We start from the raw sequence: 17,838 nt of genomic DNA on the forward strand, positions 1-17,838 counted from the left end.
CATTGAATCTCAAGGAGTTTTCCGTTTCGACTGCGCCGGAAGTGGGGCGAATTATAGGCATCTGAAATTCGCCGTCAACCGTTAATTTCACTTTTCTTGCAAAACCTGCTTTTTAGCCAGCAAACGCGGGATCCGACGCATCACTGGCGGAATGCGCAGCACCAGAAGCACTACACCTATAAAGGCATAGATCGCCCACTCCTCGAGATCAGCACGCACGATCCACAGCATATGCAGCAAACCCAGACCCAGAATCACGTAGACCAGACGATGCAACTTCTTCCAGCGCGAACCCAAACGACGCTGACTGTAGCGATTGGACGTCACCGCCAACGCCAACAATCCGAGAAAACCCAAAGCCCCTACTATTATGTAGGGCCGCTTGCGCAACTCGACCGTCAACTGCGACCAATCGAAACCCAGAATAAACGCCATATAGCTACACAGATGCAAAACCACATAGGCAAAACACCAGAGCCCCAACTGACGGCGCACTGCAATCCACCCTGTCCAGCCGGTGAGCTTCTGCATAGGCGTCATGCTCAGGGTGACCAGTAACAACACCAACGTCCCGAGGCCCAACCGATCTACCAACACTTTACCGGGATCTGGCCCGAGTAAATCCTCGAGCGCTTGATACAACCACAGCATCGGCCAGACTGCCGCCGCAATGAAAACGCCTATACGCCAGAGTGGAAACCGCATCAGTAGTTCTTCCGCAGATCGAGCCCTGTATATAAAGAAGCGACTTCATCCGAGTAGCCATTGAACATTTGCGTATCCCGCACATTTGGCTTGAACAGACTGTTCGGCAGACGCCGCTCGCGCGCCTGCGTCCAGCGCGGGTGATCAACTGTCGGGTTCACATTTGCATAGAAGCCGTACTCATCTGCCGCAATGCTCTGCCAGGTCGTCTTCGGCTGCTCGCTGACCAGACTGATACGCACGATGGATTTGACACTCTTGAAGCCATACTTCCACGGCACCACCAGACGCAGCGGCGCGCCATTCTGGTTCGGCAACTCACGGCCATACATGCCTACCGCCAGAATCGCCAAAGGATTCATTGCCTCATCCAGACGCAAACCTTCTACATAAGGCCAATCGATCAAGGCAAAACCAGAACGCTGGCCAGGCATGCTTTTGGGATCCTGCAAGGTTTCAAACCGGATGTATTTGGCATTGGACGTTGGCTCGACCTGCTTGAGCAGCGCCGAGATTGGAAAGCCGATCCACGGAATGACCATCGACCACGCCTCGACACAGCGCAAACGATAGATACGCTCCTCCAACTGGTAAGGCTTCATGAAGTCTTCCAGCGCATAGCGCCCTGGTTTACCCACCTCCCCGTCGATCACTACGCTCCACGGTTCGGTTTTCAGCGAGCTGGCATTCGCCGCCGGATCGCCTTTGTCGGTACCGAACTCATAAAAGTTGTTGTAGTGAGTTGCGTCTTTATAAGGCGTGATCGCCTCATCCTTGACGTTAACCGCTCCCCATTTAGTAGAAGGCAGCTTTTCGCTGAACCATGCAGGTGCCTTGCCCGGCTCGACATCGGCATACCGCGCCGCATCGTCGGCATTGGCCCAGCGCGGCAGGCTGCTGACGGCGATACCGGCAGCAGTGGCCCCCAACAATTGGCGGCGAGAGAGATAAATGGATTCAGGCGTGACATCCGACTCATGGCAGTCGGACGCTTTGGGGACTTTGATCAACATGGCAACTCCGCAGCTTTGGAGGACAGATGCACCCATAGACTGCGGAGTATGCGGGAAATTACATCACTCGGCTTTTTTGTGCCGACGAAGATGCAACAGGTACTGCACAGGGCCAGAAGCGGCGTAGGCGAGGAACACCAGCAGCAGAATGCGCGGCGGATCGCTGAAGACCACGGCGAACACCAGCACCACCGCAAGGATCGCCACGAACGGTACGCGCCCCTTCAGGTCCAGCTCCTTAAAGCTGTTGTACTTGATGTTGCTGACCATCAGCATGCCGGCCGCCGCAACCATCAGTGCGACCAGGAACGACATCTTCGAACCCTGAATCCCGTAATCGCTGAATGCCCAGACAATCCCTGCCACCACACCAGCAGCTGCCGGACTGGCCAGACCGATGAAATAGCGCTTGTCAGCCGTACCCACCTGAGTGTTGAAACGCGCCAGACGCAACGCCGCGCCTGCCACATAGATAAAGGCGACCATCCAGCCAACCTTGCCCATGTCGCCCAACGCCCAACCAAAGGCCAGTAACGCCGGCGCGACACCGAAAGCAACCATGTCCGACAGCGAGTCGTACTCGGCACCGAAGGCACTTTGCGTATTGGTCATGCGCGCTACACGACCGTCGAGGCCGTCGAGCACCATGGCGACAAAAATCGCGATCGCGGCGAAAGCGAAATACTTGCTCGCGTTCGCCGAATCACCGGCGCTCAACGCAGCCTGGGCGCTCATCGAGTTGATGATGGAGTAAAACCCTGCGAACAGGTTCGCAGTGGTGAACAGATTCGGCAGCAGATAGATACCACGATGCCGGACTTTACGACCTTCTGCGTCGTGCCCTTCCTCGATGTGTTCATCGATGGGCAGCAGGCTTTCGGCGTCAGAAGCCTTGTTCGGCTCTTCGGGACGTTCGCTCATGGACATTACCTTGCAACGGTTTGAAGAAAATTCGACAGATGCTTGAGGACGACAGTTCGGCCACAAACGCTGCAGCTTTATACCAGAACCACCGCCCCAAACGAAAAAACGCGGCCGAGGCCGCGTTTTTCGCACAAGGAACGACGACTTAGTTTTTGGCTTTGTCGACGATCTTGTTGGCACCGATCCACGGCATCATGGAGCGCAGTTGCTCGCCGATGACTTCGATGCCGTGAGCGGCGTTGTTGCGACGCTTGGCGGTCATCGAAGGGTAGCCGGTTGCGCCTTCGCTGATGAACATTTTGGCGTATTCGCCGTCCTGAATACGTTTCAGGGCGTTGCGCATGGCCTGACGGGATTCGGCGTTGATCACTTCCGGACCAGTCACGTACTCGCCGTACTCAGCGTTGTTGGAGATCGAGTAGTTCATGTTGGCGATACCGCCTTCGTACATGAGGTCAACGATCAGTTTCAGTTCGTGCAGGCACTCGAAGTAGGCCATTTCCGGCGCGTAGCCAGCTTCAACCAGAGTTTCGAAACCGGCTTTGACCAGCTCAACGGTACCGCCGCACAGAACGGCTTGTTCGCCGAACAGGTCGGTTTCGGTCTCGTCCTTGAAAGTGGTTTCGATGATGCCGGTACGACCGCCACCAACGCCAGCAGCGTAGGACAGTGCAACGTTTTTGGCGTTGCCCGAGGCGTCCTGGTAGATCGCGATCAGGTCAGGAATACCGCCGCCTTTCACGAACTCGGAACGTACGGTGTGACCCGGAGCTTTCGGCGCGATCATGATCACGTCGAGGTCGGCACGCGGAACTACCTGGTTGTAGTGGATCGCGAAGCCGTGGGAGAAGGCCAGGGTGGCGCCCTTCTTGATGTTCGGCTCGATTTCGTTCTTGTACAGGGAAGACTGGAACTCGTCCGGGGTCAGGATCATGACCAGGTCGGCAGCAGCAACAGCGGAAGCAACGTCGGTCACTTTCAGGCCGTGAGCTTCAGCTTTGGCAACGGTGGCCGAACCTTTACGCAGACCAACGGTAACGTCGACACCGGAATCTTTCAGGTTGCACGCTTGGGCGTGGCCCTGGGAACCGTAACCGATGATGGCAACTTTCTTGCCCTGGATGATCGACAGGTCGCAGTCTTTATCGTAGAAAACTTTCATGAATTTCCCCTTTATATCCAGGCCGTTCAGGCCATTCGCTAATTTGGTTTAGATGCTGAGTACTTTGTCGCCGCGGGCAATGCCGGTCACGCCGCTACGGACGGTTTCCAGAATCGATGCGGTGCCGATGGACTGAATGAAGCTGTCGAGCTTGTCGCTGGTACCGGTCAGTTGAACGGTATACACGCTGGCGCTGACGTCGACGATCTGTCCACGGTAAATATCGGTGGTGCGTTTGATCTCGGCGCGCTGGGCGCCAGTGGCCTTGACCTTGACCAGCATCAGTTCGCGCTCGATGTGAGCACTTTCCGACAGGTCCACCAGCTTGACCACTTCGATCAGCTTGTTCAGGTTTTTGGTGATCTGCTCGATGACTTCATCGTGGCCAACGGTGGTCAGCGTCAGACGCGACAGGGTCGGGTCTTCGGTCGGGGCCACGGTCAGGCTTTCGATGTTGTAGTTGCGCTGCGAGAACAGGCCGACTACGCGAGACAAAGCGCCGGGTTCGTTTTCCAGAAGCAAGGAAATAATGTGCCGCATGATTAAGTACGCTCCGTCTTGCTCAGCCACATATCGCGCATCGAGCCGTCTTTGATCTGCATCGGATAGACGTGCTCGCTGGTGTCGACCGAAATATCGATCACGACCAGGCGATCCTTCATGGCGAACGCTTCTGCCATCTTCGACTTCAAATCTTTCGATTCGGTGATGCGTACGCCGACGTGGCCGTAGGCTTCAGCCAGCTTGACGAAGTCAGGCAACGATTCCATGTAGGAGTGCGAGTGACGGCTGCCGTAGCTCATGTCCTGCCACTGGCGAACCATCCCCAGAACACCGTTGTTCAGGATGACGATTTTCACTGGCAAACCATATTGCAGGCAGGTCGACAGTTCCTGGATGTTCATCTGGATGCTGCCTTCGCCGGTCACGCAGGCAACGTCATCGTCCGGGAAGCTCAGCTTGATGCCCATGGCCGCCGGGAAACCGAAGCCCATGGTGCCCAGACCGCCGGAGTTGATCCAGCGATTCGGCTTGTTGAACGTGTAGTACTGCGCAGCGAACATCTGATGCTGGCCCACGTCGGAAGTGATGAAGGCATCGCCCTTGGTCACTTCGCAAAGGGTTTCGATCACGGTCTGCGGCTTGATCATGCTGCCGTCGCCCTTTTCGTAAGGGAACAGGCCGCGATCACCGCGCCACTCATCAACCTGCTTCCACCAACTGGCCACGGACTCCTTGTTCGGGGTCTCGCCGATTTCCTTGAGGATCGCGACCATTTCGGTCAGGACGCTCTCCACCGGACCAACGATTGGCACGTCAGCCTTGATGGTCTTGGAAATCGAGGCCGGGTCGATGTCGATGTGGATGATCTTGGCGTTCGGGCAGAACTTCGCCGCGCCGTTGATCACGCGATCGTCGAAACGCGCGCCGACCGCGAGGATCACGTCAGCATGGTGCATCGCCAGGTTGGCGGTGTAGCTGCCGTGCATGCCGAGCATGCCGATGAACTGACGATCAGTGCCAGGGAAACCGCCCAGGCCCATCAACGTGTTGGTCACCGGCAGGTTGAGCATTTTCGCCAGTTCGGTCAGCGGTGCGGAACCGTTGCCGAGGATCACGCCGCCACCGGAGTACATGACCGGACGCTTGGCCGCCAGAAGCATTTCTGCTGCCTTGCGGATTTGTCCGGAGTGACCGCGAACGGCCGGGCTGTAGGAACGCAGCTTGGCTTTCTTCGGGAAGATGTATTCGAACTTCTCGGCCGGGTTGGTCATGTCTTTCGGGATATCGACCACGACCGGGCCCGGACGACCGGATTGCGCCAGGTAGAAGGCCTTCTTCATGACTTCCGGGATTTCCGAAGCGTGCTTGATCATGAAGCTGTGCTTCACGATCGGCCGGGAGATACCGATCATGTCGGTTTCCTGGAACGCATCGGTGCCGACCATGGTGCTTGGCACCTGACCGGAAATGATCACCATTGGAATCGAGTCCATATAGGCGGTCGCGATACCGGTGATGGCGTTTGTGGCGCCAGGACCGGACGTCACCAATACCACGCCGGCTTTACCGGTGGCACGGGCATAACCGTCAGCCATATGGGTTGCCGCTTGCTCGTGACGAACCAGGATGTGAGTCACTTCCGGTTCTTTGAACAGGGCATCGTAAACATGCAGGAGAGCACCACCCGGGTACCCGTAGATATATTTGACGCCTTCGTCACGCAAAAAGCGGACGAGCATCTCACCGCCAGATAAAAGCTCCACGTTGTTCACCTCTAAAACGCCAGAATACCGTCCACAAAAAAGGGGCGGGTCTTAATAGGTTTACTTCTCGGCAGAGCATGAGCGACGGTGGTCGCCGACTACGTCAGCACTGACTGAGCAAGTATTGGGATCGTCCCAGTGTTGCGGGCCTTTCCCACCCAGCGCGAGGTAACGCGTTGCGGGTGTAACAGGTCGGCGCGGATGTGCGCCTCATGATCTACCGAGTGGGTCTGCTTCTGGCAGTCCCTCTACAGCGGACTTTGGATTCTTCTGTTTCGCCCTCTCCAAGTCAAGTCGTCTGTGTGGTTAATTGTGGGTAAGCACATGAGAACGCAAGAAAAAACCTGAAAACCGCTACTCTGTTAGTGTCAATTGCGCAATTTTGCCAAGGAATCAGCATGCGAACGCTCCTCTTCACTCTGCTGATCGGCCTCAGCCCATGGTGCATGGCCGCTCAAATCTACAAATGGGTCGATGCTCAAGGTGTCACGCACTTTGATGCGCAGCCGCCACCGGGCCAGCCGTCGACGACCTTGCAGACGCCCTCCTCGTCCCCGCCGAAACCTGCGGCAATGCCGGGCAGTGGCGCGCTCGGTGATCAGAAGGCTATCGACGACAAGGTGAAGAAGCAGGTTGCGGAGCAACAGACGCAGCTCAAACAGTTTTGTGAGCAGGCACGGACGAACCTGGCGCAATTGCAGAACAATCCGCGCCTGCGGGAAGAGGTCGAGGGACAGATGCGACGGCTGGATGATGCGCAGCGGCAGGAGCGCATCGTCGAGGCACAGAAACAAATCGCGCAGAATTGTGAATAGACACCTGTAGGAGCTGCCGCAGGCTGCGATCTCTTGATTTTGCTTTCAAAAACAAGATCAAAAGATCGCAGCCTGCGGCAGCTCCTACATATCCGGTGTCAGTCTGGGTTAGCGCGAGGCAGTGATCAGCAGATCAAACTCTTTGAGCAGCACCTGAAGCTGACGATCCTTGCCGCCCACGTTGCGCTGGGCAAAGACCATTTCAGCCATTTCCTGAATCCCCGAGGCATTCGGCAATGGCAGATCCTGTTCGAGGATCATCTTCATGCGCGGCAGGAAGATCCATTGCAGCCACTGCTCGAAGTCCAGCGTATCGACCGAAAACGGCTCGACACTGCTCAGTGCCTCAACCGACGGCTGAACGTCGTCCCACCAACCCTGAGTGCGCAGTTCACGCTCGATCAGCAACAGCTGATCGGCGATCTTCGGGAAACGAGCATCCATCACAGCGAAACCTTGGCCTTCTGACGGGCCTGAGCGGCGCCGGCGGAATCGCCTTGTTTCTCACGGGACTGGGCAATGATTTCCCACAGACTGGCTTGCAGGTCCGGGCGACCATTAGCCATGGTCAGCGCACGACGGGCGAACTGCTCGGCTTGCGGCGCATCACCCTGGGCCATGCGCACCTGCGCCAGACGATAAAGCACTTGCGGCTCACGCGGCGCCACACGTTGGGCGCGCTCCAGACTGGACGATGCACCGTTAAGGTCGCCACCGGCCTGCTGCTGTTGAGCCGTCGTCAGCAAGGCAAGCACCGGACCGTCCAACTGCTCGTCGGCCGACAGACCGCCGCCACTGCTGGCCGAAGGAATGCCGCTCGGCGTCGATGGCATGCTGTAGCTGCCGGAATTGATCGGTGCCGACTCAACTGCCGAAGGGTTATACGGCCCCGGCGTGATACCACCGGACGCCGGACCCGGCACGATTGGCGAGGAGCTGATCGGCGCAGAAGCCGTCGCACCGCCACCCGGTACCATCACCACCACGCCAGTATCACCTTGCGGGATTGCCTGAGTCTGGCCCTGCGCAGGGCGCTTGACTGTTGTTTGGCGGAAACCGCCATTGGCCGAAATGCGCTCGCTGTTGGACACCGCTGTACCGGAATCAACCACCGGAATCGAACCACGCTGTACGGTAGAGCAGCCGCTGAGCAAAGCCACGGCGGTCACCGCTGGAATCAACCACTTGTTCACTTGAAACCCTCTTTGCTTAATTCATCCAGCCCTTGACCCAATCCATCACCGACTCGCCGGAAGCAGGCGTTTCGCTTGCACAGGCGGCGCCGGGTGGCGGTTCGCTGCCGCGAATATACGGCATCTGTACCGCCCCCGGGCAGTTGGCATCGGAGCCCTGCCCGGTACGCGAATCAACCCATGCCTGCACGACGTTGTCCGGTTGCGGCATGTCCAGCGGCAATGGATCGGCCTTGCGCATGAAACTGGTCCAGACCTGCAGCGCACCGGTGGCACCGGTGAACGGCGTCTTGCCGTTATCGTCGCGCCCCAGCCACACCACCGCCAGCAAGTCCTGACTGAAACCGGCGAACCAGCTGTCACGGGAATCGTTACTGGTACCGGTTTTGCCGGCCAATGTCAGAGTCTTGGGCAGCACGTTATAAACCGAGCTGCCGGTACCTTCACGCATCACGCGCTGCATGGCGTTCTGGATCAGATAGATGGACGCCGGATCGAAACGCTGTTCGATCTGGAAAGGATAACGCTTGAGCGGTTCGCCCTCAGCGGTCAGCACGCTGCGAATCCCGCGCATCGGCGTATTGAAACCACCGTTGGCCAACGTCTGGTACATGGTCGCGACTTCGATCGGGGTCATGCCACCGGCGCCCAGCAACATCGACGGGAATGCCGGGAACTCACGCGTCACACCCAGACGACCCAAGGTCTTGAGCACGTTAGGCACGCCGACTTCCAGACCCAGACGCGAGGTCGACAGGTTGTAGGAATGCGCCAGGCCTTGATAGAGGAACACGGTACCGTGGGAGCGGCGATCATAATTCTGCGGTTTCCACACTTGACCGTTCGCGCCTTTGACCGACAACGGATCGTCAGACAGCCAACTGGTCAGTGTGTACTGGCTCGGTTTTTCCAGCGCGGTCAGATAAACCGCCGGTTTGATCAACGAACCGATCGGCCGCACCGCGTCCAGTGCGCGGTTGAAACCGGCATAACTGGCCTGACGGCTGCCGATCATCGCCTGGACTTCGCCGGTTTCCGGATTGGTCACGACCATCGCCGCTTCCACGTCATCAGAGCCTTTGCGCCCGGACAGACGTTTAAAGGTGTCGTTGACCGAGGCTTCTGCTTTCATCTGCAGGATCGGGTCGAAACTGGTGAAGATGCGCAGGCCTTCTTCGGTCAAGTCTTCGTCGCGGTAGTCTTCACGCAACTGACGTTTAACCAGATCGATAAAGCCCGGGAACGAACTGTCGGCGAGCTTGCCGCGCGTGGTCACACCCAGTGGCATTTTCTTCGCCGCTTCGACCTGTTCGGCCGTCGCCACGCCTTGCTGCTCAAGCACGTCGAGCACCAGGTTACGCCGCTCCAGCGCACGCTCCGGGTTGCGACGCGGGTTGTAGTAGGACGGGCCTTTGACCATGCCGACCAGCATCGCCACCTGATGCAGTTTCAGCTCGGACAATGGCTGACCGAAGAAGAACTGGCTGGCCAGACCGAAACCGTGCACCGCACGTTGACCGTCCTGGCCGACAAAGACTTCATTGAGGTAGGCCTCAAGGATTTCCTTTTTGTCGTAATGCAGTTCCAGCAGCATCGCCATCATCGCTTCGGTGAGCTTGCGGGTCAGGCTGCGTTCGTTGGTCAGGTAGAAGTTTTTCACCAACTGCTGAGTCAGCGTACTGCCACCCTGCGTCATCTTGCCGCCCGAGGTGTTGACCCAGACAGCACGGGCAATCGACTTCGGCGACACACCCCAGTGGCTATAGAAGTCGCGATCTTCGACAGCGACCAGGGTTTCGAGCAGATACGGCGGCACCTGATCGAGCTTGATCAGAATGCGGTCTTCAAGATTTTTCGGATAAATGCCACCGATCATCAGCGGCTCAAGACGCACCACGGACAATTTCGAACCGTTGGTCGCCGACAGTTCAGCCACATAGTCGCCGGAGAAACGCACGCGCACCGGCTGCGGTTTTTCCAGGCCTTCATAGAACTGGAAGCCACGGGTATTCAGATCGACCGTATTGCCACTGACGGCGGCGGCGCCCGGGCCGTTGCTCACGGCTTCGCGGCGATAGCCGAGGGCATCGAGTTCGGTAAGGAAATCGTCCTTGCTGAGCTTTTGTCCGACGAACAGCTCGAGCGGGCGCGCGTAGACCTTGGCCGGGATGGTCCAGCGCTTGCCGGAGAACTTCTCCTGCACCACGGCATCGAGGTAAACGGCGAAGCCGGCCAGCACGACAAGGCCGACCAGACTGAGTTTAATGGCCCAGCTCAACCATGGGCTGAGGCCCTTGGAGGGTGGTTTTTTCTTGGTACGGGGAGATCGAGTTCGAGTCATGGCGGCGGATTATACGCACTTTATTCATCCTCAACAGGAGCGCTCCGAGGTTTGCGTCAGGCTGGCGAGCGGCCATAATGGCCGCCTCGAATTTCCCCCAGTCTCTGAAGGATCGCCCGTGAGCCAATCACTGATCGCTGCCCTGCAAAACCCGGCCCTCTACCCGCACCCTGTCGAAGGGTTTCAGGTCATCGAAACGCATATCTCGTGGGTGATCCTCACCGGTCCCTTCGCTTATAAAGTGAAAAAACCGGTTAACTTCGGCTTCCTCGACTTCACCGGCCTCGAATCACGCGCACATTTCTGCGCTGAAGAGCTGCGTCTGAACCAGCGTCTGACTGATGACTTGTATCTGGAAGTGTTGCCGGTGACTGGCAGCGTTGAAGCACCGCAACTGGGCGGCGACGGCGCAGCGATCGAATATGTGCTGAAAATGCGCCAGTTCCCGCAGAGCGGATTGCTCAGCACCCTGCAAGCCAATGGCGAGCTGACCACCCAGCACATCGACGAGATGGCCGAGCAGATTGCGCGCTTCCACCTCACCGCGCCAAAAGTCCCGGCCGAACACGATGCTGGTACCCCGGACAGCGTGATGGCGCCGGTCTCGCAAAACTTCGAGCAGATCCTGCCGTTCCTCAGCGACAAAAACGATCTGCTGCAACTCGACGCACTGAAGGCCTGGGCCGAAAGCAGCTTCGAGCGTCTCAAGCCCCTGTTCGCTCAGCGCAAGACCGAAGGTTTCACCCGTGAATGCCACGGCGATATTCACCTGGGCAACGCCACGGTCATTGACGGCAAAGTGGTGATCTTCGACTGCATCGAGTTCAACGAACCCTTCCGCTTCACTGACGTCTGGGCTGACACCGGTTTCCTCGCGATGGACCTGGAAGACCGTGGCCTGAAATCCCTGGCGCGCCGCTTCATCAGCCAGTACCTGGAACTGACCGGCGATTATCAAGGCCTGGAAGTACTGAACTTCTATAAAGCCTACCGTGCACTGGTTCGCGCCAAGGTTGCGCTGTTCAGCATGCCGGCAGACGCAACGCCAGTGCAGCGCGCCACCACCCTGCGCCAGTACCGCAACTACGCCAACCTGGCGGAGAGCTACAGCACCATTCCCTCGCGTTTCATGGCGATCACCCACGGTGTTTCCGCGGTTGGCAAAAGCCACGTGGCCATGCGTCTGGTCGAAGCGCTGGGCGCAATCCGCCTGCGCTCTGACGTTGAGCGCAAGCGCCTGTTCGGCGAGCAAACCGTTGCCAACGACGTGCAAGCCGGTATCTATAGTGCTGACGCCAGCACCGCGACCTACGCGCGTCTGCACGAAATTGCGGAAGTGATCCTGCACGCCGGTTTCCCGGTGGTCATCGACGCGACTTACCTCAAACGCGAACAACGCGACAACGCGGCAAAAATTGCCGAAGCCACCGGCACGCCATTCCTGATCCTCGACTGCAACGCGCCACAAGCGGTGATCGAGAGCTGGTTGGCGATTCGTCAGGCCGACCAGAAGGATCCGTCCGACGCCACCCTGGCCGTAATCGAAGCGCAGCAGGCCAACCGTGAACCGCTGACGCCGGAAGAAATCCTGCGCAGCAAACGCGTGCAGACCAATGAATCCGGCACGCTGGACACCGTGGTCGCGCAGATCCGTCAGCGCCTGCCAGGCCTGTAAGAAACTATTTCGGCCGTGAAGCCCTCGCTTGCTTCACGGCCGTCAAATAGTGGCACTATACTGGCGTCATAAAACCAACGGTGATATGACATGAGCCAGCCGAAACTTCTCGACACCCCGCTGTATGCCTTGCTGCACAAAGACGACATCACAGGTTTCAACAAAGAGCGCCCACAGGATGGCCCGATCGATATGGTCGGCGGCGATTTCCGTGGTCTCGATTTGCGTGAACTGAATGCCGATGGCGTGGATTTCCGGGACGCGTATTTCCGTTCCGCCGATTTACGTGGCATCGATTTCCGTAACGCATCGCTGGAAGGTGCAAGCCTGGCGCACGCGCAGATTTCCGGGGCGTATTTCCCGCCTGAACTGAGCGCTGACGAGATTCTGATGTCGATGAATTTCGGTACGCGCCTGCGTTATCGCACCCGCTGATACGCATACCCCTCACTGATACAACACCCACCTGGTGGGAGCGAGCCTGCTCGCGAAGAGGGAGTGTCAGTCACCCTGATCGTGAAAGTCATACCGCTTTCGCGAGCAGGCTCGCTCCCACATTTGGAATGTGTTTCCTCCTGCCTTTCTGCGCTCGCAAGCCTTACAAGCTCCCTTTCTTAGAAGCGTTTGCGTTGAATCCGACCAAACAACCACGCTTTTCCTACTGATGGCTACACTCCTGAGAAGCTCGCCCACGCACCATTCGGCCGTCGCAAGGAGGCTTGATGAATGATGAACTGCAACACCTGAAGAATCTTGGCAAGACGTCGGCGCAATGGCTGCATGCCGTGGGCATCCACAGCGCCTCGGACTTGCGTCGCCTGGGCGCGGTGGACGCCTACCGGGCCGTGCGTACCCGCGGGTTTCGCGCATCGAAGGTGTTGTTGTATGCGATCGAGGGCGCACTGATGGATGTGCACTGGAATGACATCCCCGCCGAACGCAAAGACGCCCTGAACAAACAGCTCGAAGCCATTTCCTCGCGCCACAAGAACTGAACGGGCATTGACCGTCATGTATTTACTGGGGGAACAATCGGCCTGCGCCGATGCCTTGATCAACCGTTTGCAGAGTTTGCCCGCGCTGTGGCTACGCGACCTGACGCCTTGCGGGCCACCTCTGGAACTGGAAGCGACGGAAGACTTACTCGCGCGGTTACCCGCTGATCAATTGTTTCTGCTCGACGAAGGCGTGATCAACGGCTGCATTGGTGCCAGACCACTGTTTTATTGGCAGGAGGGTGATTTGATCGGCCTTCAGCAGGGTAACGACTGGGCTGATTGCCGCTTGCGCAGTGAGGGGATGTTGCGCCTGACGCCTTATCAACGCCGCGAGGTTTTCCAGCACTTGTTTGCGGATTCTCATCGGGCAGAGCAGTTTCTGGAGTATCTGCTGGGGCAAATGGCAATCCTCGCCCATGCCGTCGCGGAGCTGAAACCGCGCGAGTTTCGCAGCACCAATGGCTTCAAGCGGGTCGAGGCGGGTGAAACGCTGATCAGGCAGGGTGACGCGGCTGACCACGTATTCGTGATTATCGAAGGGCATGCCGAAGCATTTGTCGACGGACAAAAGGTTGGCGATGTGGCCAAGGACGAGATTTTCGGCGCCATGGCCGTGTTCACCGGCGAGCCGCGCAATGCCACGGTGATTGCGCGAGCGCCGAGCACGGTGATGTTGATTCCCGGTGATCAATTCTTGAGCATGACCCGCACCAACCCAAAGATCGCCCACAGCCTGATTGAGAGTATGGCGCGACGGATCGGCCAGCTGAATCGGCAGATCACGCGAATGACGTCACCACCAGGCCAGCGCTGACGCCCTTTGTTTACGGGGCATAAAGGCCATTTCCCAGACAAATCCACTGAAACGGGAAAACAGTTGTTGACTCGGTAATGAGAATCGCTATGATTATCACAACTGGTCGCGAGATCAGTCGATATTCTGAAAAGCCCTTGGTTCGGACTCTCAGATTATCTCCTCATCAGGCTAATCACGGTTATTTGACCCGGTTTTTACCGGGTCTTTTTTTGCCTGTGGAAAAGTCATTTGCCGAACTGTTTGCGCATCTGCTCGCAGTAATCCTGCTTCGGCGTGGCGGGTGTGAACCAAACGTAATCGGCCATCGTTGCGGTCACTTCGGCGCCCTGCTCTGCCAGCATCAACACTATGGGGGCCTGAGCAGCGCCCAAGTCCAGCAGGTGCAACGGCACGCCAACATCCTTGCGCGCATGCCACGCGCCGGCCAGCAAGATTGAGGGTGTGGGAGCCGCCAGCAGACGCTCGGCCATACGCCGATCACGTTGTTGCTGAACGGCCAGCATTGCCGGCATCTGTGATTCGGGCAACAGGCCACAGTGGGAATCGCTGATCTGTTCCAACAACAGCGTTTTCACCGATCCAGCATTGCTGCGCTCCCCCTTCAACACTGGCGGACTGCGATAGAAACCGCGGATTTCGCCGTTATTCAGATTCGCCGCCAGCAGCGGATACGGCTGAGTCAAAGCGAAGCGGACAATCGGCCCGTAGAGACTCCAGTCCCAACCATCCTCCCAGGCCAATGCGCCAGGCAGATCAGCTGGGGGCGTTGTCGACTGGCGCACTTGATCAACGCGAGGCTGCTGATCCGGCGTGAGCATTTCCAGCAGCAGACTGCCTTGCGGCCGCCGCTCACCGAGCGAGCGCAACAGCCACAACTGCGCGGCATGATGATCGGCATTGTCATGCTGCTCGCCGATGATCAACCGCTCAGGCTCAGCCAAGCGCTTCAGCAGCTGCTGCGCCGTCAGCACTTCGCCGTTGCGTAGATCGCGAATCTCGCCACTGACCGGCGGTGGCGCCACAGCATGCTGACACCCCGCAAGCAACACCACCGCCAACAGCCACATTCCACGCATGCAATCACCTCGATGATCCAGTCAGCGGGCGATGATTAGCGGATGCCCACGCTCCGGGTGCGGCTGCACCAACACTTCGAGACCGAATACGGCTTGGAGCGTGTCCGGTCGCAAAACCTGCTGCGGTGTATCCAGCGCCACCGGACGCCCGCCTTCCAGCAGCAGAATGCGATCACAATAACGCGCCGCCAGATTCAGATCATGCAGGATCACCAATACCGCGGCGCCACGATCGGCAAACTCGCGCACGGCCTGCAGCGTTGTGTGTTGATGCAGCGGATCGAGCATCGACGTTGGCTCATCCAACAGCAGCGTCTGCCCGGCCTGCCCCGGCCAAAGCTGCGCCAGCACCCGCGCCAGATGCACACGCTGACGCTCGCCGCCGGACAGCGCCAGATAACTGCGACCGCTCAAGTGCCCGGCATCCGCTGCCGTCAACGCCGCCGCGATGACTTCGTCATCGCGCACCCGACCGCTTTGCCAAGGCAAGCGGCCCATGCCCACGACTTCTTCGACGCGAAAAGCAAAATCCAGGGTCGACACCTGGGGCAATACCGCCAATCGCTGCGCGCGTTGCGGGCCGGTCCAGTGACTCAACGCTTGCCCGTCGAGCGAAACCCCGCCCGCGCTCGCCGCCAACTCACAGCACAAGGCACCGAGCAATGTGCTTTTACCGGCACCGTTCGGCCCGAGCACACCAAGCACCTCACCCGGTTCGAGTTGCAGCGTGACATCGCTGAGCACTGCCTTGCGGCCACGCTGGATGTGCAGGTTCTGCGCACGCAACATCAGGCACGCCCTCGCAGCAGCAGATAAAGGAAGAACGGTGCACCGATAAACGCAGTGACAATACCGATCGGCAACTCTGCCGGCGCCAGCGCCAGCCGCGCGACCAGATCAGCCAACAGCAACAGGCTCGCCCCCGCCAGCACTGATGCTGGCAGCAGTATTTTGTGATCCGGCCCCGCCAGCAAACGCATCAGATGTGGCACCACCAGCCCGACAAAACCGATCATCCCGGCGGCCGCCACTGCTGCGCCAACCCCCAGCGCCGTGCAAAACACCAATTCACGCTTGAGCCGCTCGACATCAATGCCCAAATGCCCGGCCTCGGATTCCCCGAGCAGCAAGGCATTCAGCGCTTTGGCTCGACGCGGCAACCACAATGCGACACCGGCGCTGATGATCAGCAATGGCCAGAGCCGCGCATAACTGGCGCCATTGAGGCTGCCGAGGTTCCAGAAGGTCAGCGTGCGCAACGTTGCGTCATCCGCCAGATAAGTGAATAGCCCGACCGCCGAGCTGGCCAGCGCCGTCAGCGCAATACCAGCGAGCAGCATGGTCGCGACATTGGTCTGGCCATTACGGCGGCCGAGTCGATAGACCAGCGCCGTCACGCCGAGCCCACCGAGAAACGCACAGACCGACAACAGATACGGCCCGAACCACTCCGGCATACCGCCAAAAAAAGAACCGCCGACAATCGCGATCGCTGCGCCCAATGCCGCGCCGCTGGAAACACCGACCAACCCCGGATCCGCCAGTGGATTGCGAAACAAGCCTTGCATCGCCACGCCGGACAACGCCAATACACCGCCGACCGCCAGCCCGAGCAGCGTTCGCGGCAGGCGAATCTGTCCGAGGATCAGTTCAGCCTGCTCCAGTCCGTCCGGTGCCAGCGGCACGCCGAGCATGCGCAATGCCGCGCGCAATGTGTCGAACAGCGGCAAGCTGACCGGCCCCAACGCCAGCGACAGCCAGATCGCCAATAAACACAGGAGCGTCAGACCGATGAACAAGCCACGGGGTTTTACCAGTGTGGTCATTGGCCGCTCTTGGCCGGGTAGAAACCGTCAGTCAGGGTTTTCAGCGCTGCCGGCAAACGCGGCCCGAGCCCACCGACCAGCAGGGTCGGATCCAGCTCCAGCACGCGCCCCGCCTTGGCCGCGCGGCTTGAATCGAGAATAGGATTTTCCTTGAACAGCGCCGCTTTCGCCGCATCACCGGTCAACGCACGGTCGGCGAACACCAGCACTTCAGGATCGAGGCTGGCGAGGGATTCCACGGAGAACGGTTTGTAACCGGTATGGGTCGCCAGGTTATGCCCACCGGCCTGTTGCAGCAGCCAATCAGCGGCGGTGTCTTTGCCGGCGATCAACGGTTTGCCACCGGCATGCCCAAGCAAGAGCAGAACGCCTGGCGCTTTTTGTCTGGTTTGCACCTGAACAACCCGCGCCTTCTGCGCATCGAGTTGCTGTTGATAAGTTTGCAGCAACTGCGCAGCCTGTGGCTCGGTGCCCAGCAACTGGCCCAGGTGGGTGACGTTTTTCTCCAGCGTCGGCAGATCCGGTTGAGCCGAGAACAACACCACCTGAACCTTGGCCGCTTTGACTTGCGACAGAACCGGCGGCGGCCCCATTTCTTCAGTGCCGATGAGAATGTCCGGACGCAGACTGAGAATGCCCTCTGCCGAAAGACTGCGCTGATAACCAATACTCGGCAGCGATTTCAACGACTCTGGATGTTGACTGGTGGTATCCACGCCAACCAGTTTCGACTCGCCGCCCAAGGCACTGACCCACTCCGACAGCGCACCGCCAGCGCTGACCCAACGTTGCGGCAAATCAGCCGCTGCAGCCTGGTGGCTGACCAAAAGTCCGACACACAGCACAGCAACGCGGGTACTCAGGCGCATACACAGCTTCCTTGAATAAGGTTTTCCCCGGGCATCCGGATGACAGGCCAAGTATCCTCGCCCCTGCCAGCCGCCCTGCGGGCGAAGGCCGCCATTTGATAATTGTTTGCATTTAAACGTCAAGCTCGGACATATCCAGACACGAGCGGACATTAGA

18 protein-coding genes are annotated in these 17,838 nt (G+C 58.7%); 5 read left to right on the top strand and 13 right to left on the bottom strand.

Features of this window, described 5'->3' with window-relative positions; translation table 11 throughout:
• Positions 1-87: 87 nt before the first annotated feature.
• From msrQ to M5G26_RS04735, 6 genes are all read right to left on the bottom strand, one after another.
• Positions 88-705: a protein-methionine-sulfoxide reductase heme-binding subunit MsrQ gene (gene msrQ, locus M5G26_RS04710; protein WP_273914580.1), complete on the bottom strand. Its 618-nt coding sequence runs from the start codon at positions 703-705 to the stop codon at positions 88-90.
• Positions 705-1,718 carry a protein-methionine-sulfoxide reductase catalytic subunit MsrP gene (gene msrP / locus M5G26_RS04715; protein ID WP_273914581.1) on the bottom strand — a complete coding sequence of 338 codons (1,014 nt, stop codon included), beginning with the start codon at positions 1,716-1,718 and terminating at the stop codon, positions 705-707. The genes msrQ and msrP overlap by 1 nt, the downstream gene beginning before the upstream one ends.
• Positions 1,719-1,781: 63 nt before the next feature.
• Positions 1,782-2,639, bottom strand: coding sequence for a CDP-diacylglycerol--serine O-phosphatidyltransferase (gene pssA / locus M5G26_RS04720; protein WP_016983477.1), 858 nt, complete (start codon positions 2,637-2,639; stop codon positions 1,782-1,784).
• A gap of 148 nt (positions 2,640-2,787) precedes the next feature.
• Positions 2,788-3,804 carry a ketol-acid reductoisomerase gene (ilvC, locus tag M5G26_RS04725; RefSeq protein ID WP_007909969.1) on the bottom strand — a complete coding sequence of 339 codons (1,017 nt, stop codon included), beginning with the start codon at positions 3,802-3,804 and terminating at the stop codon, positions 2,788-2,790.
• Between the two features lie 48 nt (positions 3,805-3,852).
• Positions 3,853-4,344 carry an acetolactate synthase small subunit gene (gene ilvN, locus M5G26_RS04730; protein WP_003176102.1) on the bottom strand — a complete coding sequence of 164 codons (492 nt, stop codon included), beginning with the start codon at positions 4,342-4,344 and terminating at the stop codon, positions 3,853-3,855.
• 2 nt (positions 4,345-4,346) lie between these two features.
• On the bottom strand, positions 4,347-6,071 hold the full coding sequence (locus M5G26_RS04735) for an acetolactate synthase 3 large subunit (RefSeq protein ID WP_034153917.1): 1,725 nt from the start codon (positions 6,069-6,071) through the stop codon (positions 4,347-4,349).
• Positions 6,072-6,469: 398 nt separating this feature from the next.
• Between M5G26_RS04735 and M5G26_RS04740 the strand changes: the two genes are divergently transcribed.
• Positions 6,470-6,886, top strand: a complete 417-nt coding sequence (locus M5G26_RS04740) for a DUF4124 domain-containing protein (protein ID WP_273914582.1) — start codon at positions 6,470-6,472, stop codon at positions 6,884-6,886.
• Between the two features lie 108 nt (positions 6,887-6,994).
• On the opposite strand, the gene M5G26_RS04745 is transcribed toward M5G26_RS04740, so the two are convergent.
• Genes M5G26_RS04745 through mrcB form a run of 3 tightly spaced genes read right to left on the bottom strand, consistent with a single transcriptional unit; the run spans position 6,995 to position 10,420 of the window.
• Positions 6,995-7,330 carry a YqcC family protein gene (locus M5G26_RS04745; RefSeq protein WP_273914583.1) on the bottom strand — a complete coding sequence of 112 codons (336 nt, stop codon included), beginning with the start codon at positions 7,328-7,330 and terminating at the stop codon, positions 6,995-6,997.
• Complete coding sequence (locus M5G26_RS04750; protein WP_273914584.1) at positions 7,330-8,079, bottom strand: hypothetical protein; 750 nt, start codon at positions 8,077-8,079, stop codon at positions 7,330-7,332. Before M5G26_RS04750 ends, M5G26_RS04745 begins: the two co-directional genes overlap by 1 nt.
• A 16-nt stretch (positions 8,080-8,095) precedes the next feature.
• A complete protein-coding gene (gene mrcB / locus M5G26_RS04755) occupies positions 8,096-10,420 on the bottom strand; it encodes a penicillin-binding protein 1B (RefSeq protein WP_150694617.1) in 2,325 nt (774 codons plus the stop codon).
• A 118-nt stretch (positions 10,421-10,538) separates the two neighbouring features.
• Between mrcB and M5G26_RS04760 the strand changes: the two genes are divergently transcribed.
• From M5G26_RS04760 to M5G26_RS04775, 4 genes are all read left to right on the top strand, one after another.
• Positions 10,539-12,095 carry a bifunctional aminoglycoside phosphotransferase/ATP-binding protein gene (locus M5G26_RS04760; protein WP_134177358.1) on the top strand — a complete coding sequence of 519 codons (1,557 nt, stop codon included), beginning with the start codon at positions 10,539-10,541 and terminating at the stop codon, positions 12,093-12,095.
• Positions 12,096-12,185: 90 nt separating this feature from the next.
• A complete protein-coding gene (locus tag M5G26_RS04765; protein WP_007909940.1) occupies positions 12,186-12,530 on the top strand; it encodes a pentapeptide repeat-containing protein in 345 nt (114 codons plus the stop codon).
• Between the two features lie 287 nt (positions 12,531-12,817).
• Complete coding sequence (locus M5G26_RS04770) at positions 12,818-13,090, top strand: TfoX/Sxy family protein (protein ID WP_003228231.1); 273 nt, start codon at positions 12,818-12,820, stop codon at positions 13,088-13,090.
• A gap of 16 nt (positions 13,091-13,106) precedes the next feature.
• Complete coding sequence (locus M5G26_RS04775) at positions 13,107-13,907, top strand: Crp/Fnr family transcriptional regulator (RefSeq protein WP_273914585.1); 801 nt, start codon at positions 13,107-13,109, stop codon at positions 13,905-13,907.
• A gap of 227 nt (positions 13,908-14,134) precedes the next feature.
• Here the strand turns inward: M5G26_RS04775 and M5G26_RS04780 are convergent, their stop codons facing one another.
• The 4 genes from M5G26_RS04780 to M5G26_RS04795 are packed head-to-tail and all read right to left on the bottom strand — an operon-like array spanning position 14,135 to position 17,681.
• A complete protein-coding gene (locus M5G26_RS04780; protein WP_273914586.1) occupies positions 14,135-14,986 on the bottom strand; it encodes a ChaN family lipoprotein in 852 nt (283 codons plus the stop codon).
• Between the two features lie 21 nt (positions 14,987-15,007).
• Complete coding sequence (locus M5G26_RS04785; protein WP_443218373.1) at positions 15,008-15,772, bottom strand: heme ABC transporter ATP-binding protein; 765 nt, start codon at positions 15,770-15,772, stop codon at positions 15,008-15,010.
• 2 nt (positions 15,773-15,774) lie between these two features.
• On the bottom strand, positions 15,775-16,812 hold the full coding sequence (locus M5G26_RS04790) for a FecCD family ABC transporter permease (protein ID WP_273914588.1): 1,038 nt from the start codon (positions 16,810-16,812) through the stop codon (positions 15,775-15,777).
• Positions 16,809-17,681 (bottom strand): heme/hemin ABC transporter substrate-binding protein, encoded by an 873-nt coding sequence (locus M5G26_RS04795; protein ID WP_134177349.1) that lies wholly within the window; start codon positions 17,679-17,681, stop codon positions 16,809-16,811. The genes M5G26_RS04790 and M5G26_RS04795 overlap by 4 nt, the downstream gene beginning before the upstream one ends.
• Positions 17,682-17,838 lie beyond the last annotated feature (157 nt).

This window comes from Pseudomonas sp. TNT2022 ID642 (assembly GCF_028656995.1).
In the GTDB taxonomy this organism is placed as follows: Bacteria; Pseudomonadota; Gammaproteobacteria; order Pseudomonadales; family Pseudomonadaceae; genus Aquipseudomonas.

What these genes read in the sequence shown, in the direction of transcription:
- M5G26_RS04740 (WP_273914582.1), top strand. Translation starts at nt 6,470, where the DNA reads ATGCGAACGCTCCTCTTCACTCTGCTGATCGGCCTCAGCCCATGGTGC.
- M5G26_RS04745 (WP_273914583.1), bottom strand. Translation starts at nt 7,330, where the DNA reads ATGGATGCTCGTTTCCCGAAGATCGCCGATCAGCTGTTGCTGATCGAG.
- ilvN (WP_003176102.1), bottom strand. Translation starts at nt 4,344, where the DNA reads ATGCGGCACATTATTTCCTTGCTTCTGGAAAACGAACCCGGCGCTTTG.
- mrcB (WP_150694617.1), bottom strand. Translation starts at nt 10,420, where the DNA reads ATGACTCGAACTCGATCTCCCCGTACCAAGAAAAAACCACCCTCCAAG.
- M5G26_RS04795 (WP_134177349.1), bottom strand. Translation starts at nt 17,681, where the DNA reads ATGCGCCTGAGTACCCGCGTTGCTGTGCTGTGTGTCGGACTTTTGGTC.
- M5G26_RS04770 (WP_003228231.1), top strand. Translation starts at nt 12,818, where the DNA reads ATGAATGATGAACTGCAACACCTGAAGAATCTTGGCAAGACGTCGGCG.
- M5G26_RS04765 (WP_007909940.1), top strand. Translation starts at nt 12,186, where the DNA reads ATGAGCCAGCCGAAACTTCTCGACACCCCGCTGTATGCCTTGCTGCAC.
- ilvC (WP_007909969.1), bottom strand. Translation starts at nt 3,804, where the DNA reads ATGAAAGTTTTCTACGATAAAGACTGCGACCTGTCGATCATCCAGGGC.
- M5G26_RS04780 (WP_273914586.1), bottom strand. Translation starts at nt 14,986, where the DNA reads ATGCGTGGAATGTGGCTGTTGGCGGTGGTGTTGCTTGCGGGGTGTCAG.
- M5G26_RS04790 (WP_273914588.1), bottom strand. Translation starts at nt 16,812, where the DNA reads ATGACCACACTGGTAAAACCCCGTGGCTTGTTCATCGGTCTGACGCTC.
- pssA (WP_016983477.1), bottom strand. Translation starts at nt 2,639, where the DNA reads ATGAGCGAACGTCCCGAAGAGCCGAACAAGGCTTCTGACGCCGAAAGC.
- M5G26_RS04775 (WP_273914585.1), top strand. Translation starts at nt 13,107, where the DNA reads ATGTATTTACTGGGGGAACAATCGGCCTGCGCCGATGCCTTGATCAAC.
- msrQ (WP_273914580.1), bottom strand. Translation starts at nt 705, where the DNA reads ATGCGGTTTCCACTCTGGCGTATAGGCGTTTTCATTGCGGCGGCAGTC.
- msrP (WP_273914581.1), bottom strand. Translation starts at nt 1,718, where the DNA reads ATGTTGATCAAAGTCCCCAAAGCGTCCGACTGCCATGAGTCGGATGTC.